Below are 3565 nucleotides of genomic sequence, written 5' to 3'. Positions count from 1 at the left end.
CTATGTTTTAGATTGCTTTTCTTTCTCTAAGTTTTTAGGCGCAACCATTATAATTGGGTTGCGCTTTTTTTGTTTTAGGAACAGAGTAATTTCAGTTCAAAATCAATGAGATTTAAACTATAATTGGAAATTGATTCTGATGATGTTGGAGGATTTGTTGAGGTTCTATTATAACAAGGATAAGGAGCTCTTGCCAAAATGGAATGGATAATCCCAAAATTGTCATTAGAAATTTTAAACTACGTTTCGAGACAAGTGTTAGTAAGGTTTTCAAGTAATTATAAATGGTAAGAAAACCTAACTAACACTAGCTCGGGGTTAACCCGAATCTACCCACCTCCAACCGCACTTGTCATTTGTTCACTTCGTTTCAAATGACAATTTCGGGATAACTAAAGAAGTTCATTGGCTAAATTGGCTAATTCGCTGCGTTCACCTTTTTCTAGGGTAATATGAGCATAGAGTTTGTGGTTTTTTACCTTTTCAATAAGATAACTTAGGCCATTTGATTGTGCGTCTAAGTAAGGAGTGTCAATTTGGAAAATATCCCCTGTGAAAACGATTTTTGTTCCTTCTCCGGCTCGTGTAATGATTGTCTTTACTTCGTGAGGAGTAAGGTTTTGGGCTTCATCGACAATAAAGAAAATATTGCTTAAGCTTCTACCTCGGATATAGGCTAAAGGTGTAATAAGTAGTTTTTCCTGCTCGACAAGTTCCTGAACTTTTTTGTAAGATTTATCATTTTCAGGGAACTGGCTTTGAATATATTTTAAGTTATCCCAAAGTGGTTCCATGTATGGGTTAAGCTTGCTTTTGATGTCACCTGGCAGGTATCCTATATCTTTGTTACTTAAGGGGACTATCGGGCGAGCCAGATAGATTTGACGGAATTCCTTTTTTTGTTCCAATGCGCCTGCAAGAGCCAAAAGCGTTTTGCCGGTTCCTGCAACGCCTTGAATGGTAACAAGTTTGATTTCAGGGTTAAGCAAGGCATGTAGGGCAAAAACTTGTTCGGCATTTAAGGGCTTAATTCCAAATGCGCTCATTTTTTCTACCCGTTCGAGAAGGTTATTGGTTGCATTGTAAAATGACAATGCAGAGGATTTTCCATTTTTAAGGATATAATAGCCATTGTTGGTTGGCTCTTTCAGTCCGATATCGCTTGGCAGGCAATGGCCTTCTTGGTAGATTTTATCAATAATTGCCGAAGTAACCCCTGAAACAGTAGCTCTTCCGGAATACAAAGAATCAACATTTTTCACTTTGCCGCTTTCGAAATCTTCGGCAGTAAGGTTGAGTGATTTGGCTTTAAGTCTTAAATTAACATCTTTGGTAACCAAAATTACCTTGCGTTCGGGATGTTCGGTTACCAAACTTAATGCAGCATTGAGAATATGGTGGTCGGCTTTTCGTTCACCGAATACCTGGTTGGCATCCAAATGGGTGTTTTTATGCTGCATAATCACCTTGAATTTCCCTAAACCTTTTCCTGCAATTGGAATCCAATTGTTTAGTGTTTCTTTTGAAGATGCTGCATCAATAAATCGGATGAATTCCCGGGCAGAAAAATTTTTGGTGTCATTTCCTTTCTTAAAGTTATCTAACTCTTCAAGCACTGTGATTGGAATGGCTACATCGTGTTCGGCAAATTGTAAAATTGCCAGGTGGTCGTAAATGATTACCGAAGTATCAAGGACGAAAATCTTTTTTTCTTTCTGCTTAATTGGCATGGTGAGCGATTGGTTTAATTAGAAAAGAACGATGTTGATGGGGTTAAAAGTATCGAATTGGATTTTTGTTTTTGGGTAATTGATTGGAATTTTCCCTCATTTTTTCAACAAATGCTCCAATTTACAAATTGGTAAAAAATGCTTGATGAAGTAGTAATTATTTCCCAATATTTTTTTAATATTACGCCCTGTTACCTTAAATTACATGAAAAAACTATTACCTGTACTGGCTTCAGTTTTCATAAGTTCGGCTGTTTTTGCGCAAGGAACTGCGAACAATGGACAACTCGATGATTTTAGCGAATTGTCGACTTCATACACGGTGCCGTTTGTTATGCCCGATGGTGTGAAGTTATACACGGATATTTACATGCCGATATTGCGAGATTGTTTAATGGTCGATGTGGCTATTCCTGTGGTCAATACCACTTTGAAAATACAATTGTTACCCAAAGGGTCACAAATTATTCAATATGATAAGGTTAAGGTAAATGGGGTAGAGCAGAATAATCCTGTTCCCCAGCAATTGCCAATGGTTTTTAGTCGTACGCCCTATAACAAAGGTGATGGAAATAATGTTGAGGGTTCTGTAATTGCCTTGTTAGGCTATGCTTATGCTGTGCAAGATATGCGTGGAAGGTATACTTCGGAAGGGGTTTATTTGCCATTAATGAGCGATAGTTGGAATAAAAATCCATATCATACCTACCAACATGTGTTGGATGTGGAGCCGCCTAGCAGTCCATCCAATGGAAACAAGCATGAGGATGGTTACAATTCTATCCAATACATTACAAATAGTTTGTTTAGGGATTTCGACAGAAACAATGATGGAGTAAATGATACCAATGCATTATGGGTTAACGGGAGGATAGGAATGTTTGGTGCATCGGCATTAGGTTATAATCAATATCAGGCTGCTGCAGCCAGACGAATTGATAATAGTAAACCTGGATTAAAATGTTTATTGCCTATCGTTGCTCCGAATGAATTTTTTAAATCAACCGGATTTCACAATGGTATTTTAAGAGATAGATTGGTAACAGGGTGGTTGAAAGGGCAAATTTTTACCGGAACAGATGATGATCGCATTCCTGAAGATGAAATGGATGCCAGCCAGAATGGTTATTTTAGTGCGGTTCAAAACAATATTCATTCATCTTTCGATTATAATTTGCCAAATAAATTTGTGGCAGCTAATATGGCAATTGATCACTTTGTGGAAGTTAAATACCAAGATGCTTCCGGTGCACCAAGTTTGGCGGGTTATTATCCTAGCTCTATAGGAAGAAAAGATATGGATTGCAGTCGTGCCTATGTAGATGAGAATGGGGATGGGAAATTGGATGGCACCTATTCCAGGTATACCAACATGGAAGTTCCGGCTTATCATCTTACAGGCTGGTGGGATATTTTTGTAGACGGACAAATTGAAACCTGGGCCTACATGCGCAAAAATTTGGACCCAACTAAAAAGAACCGTCGTTTGCAAAAAATCGTAATTGGCCCTTGGGCTCACCAAACCATCGGACAAACAGTTACAGGAGATATGCAATATCCTGATAATGTAACTGACTTAATAGGATTAAATTTCGATGATTTTGATGCCAGTAAGGATATTCCTATTTCCAAGGCCTTGAAATCTGAATTGATTGGTTGGTATCGTTACAACTTAAATTACCAAGATGAGTATTATTTGGGAGAGCCGAAAGCTGTAATACCTCCTTCAAAAAGCTGGACCAATGTTACAGATAACATTGCCATAAAAACAGATATTCGAATTCCAGCCAATGAGGTTAAATTAACTTACAGACAATTGCTTGCTCTTTTAAATG

General features: G+C 37.9%; 2 protein-coding genes. One reads left to right on the top strand and one right to left on the bottom strand.

What is annotated here, in order from left to right; translation table 11 throughout:
• Positions 1 to 392: 392 nt before the first annotated feature.
• Positions 393 to 1730: a PhoH family protein gene (locus tag K1X82_15165; protein ID MBX7183450.1), complete on the bottom strand. Its 1338-nt coding sequence runs from the start codon at positions 1728 to 1730 to the stop codon at positions 393 to 395.
• A 205-nt stretch (positions 1731 to 1935) separates the two neighbouring features.
• Here K1X82_15165 and K1X82_15160 point away from each other — a divergent pair.
• Positions 1936 to 3565: hypothetical protein (locus tag K1X82_15160; GenBank protein MBX7183449.1), on the top strand; the 1630-nt coding region annotated here is incomplete at its 3' end.

This window comes from Bacteroidia bacterium, assembly GCA_019695265.1.
Classification (GTDB): Bacteria; Bacteroidota; Bacteroidia; order JAIBAJ01; family JAIBAJ01; genus JAIBAJ01.
Note: the sequence above shows the minus strand (reverse complement) of the source record. Positions and strands in the feature narration are given on the sequence as shown.

Coding starts and splice junctions, on each gene's coding strand:
- K1X82_15165 (MBX7183450.1), bottom strand. CDS start 1,730: ATGCCAATTAAGCAGAAAGAAAAAAAGATTTTCGTCCTTGATACTTCG.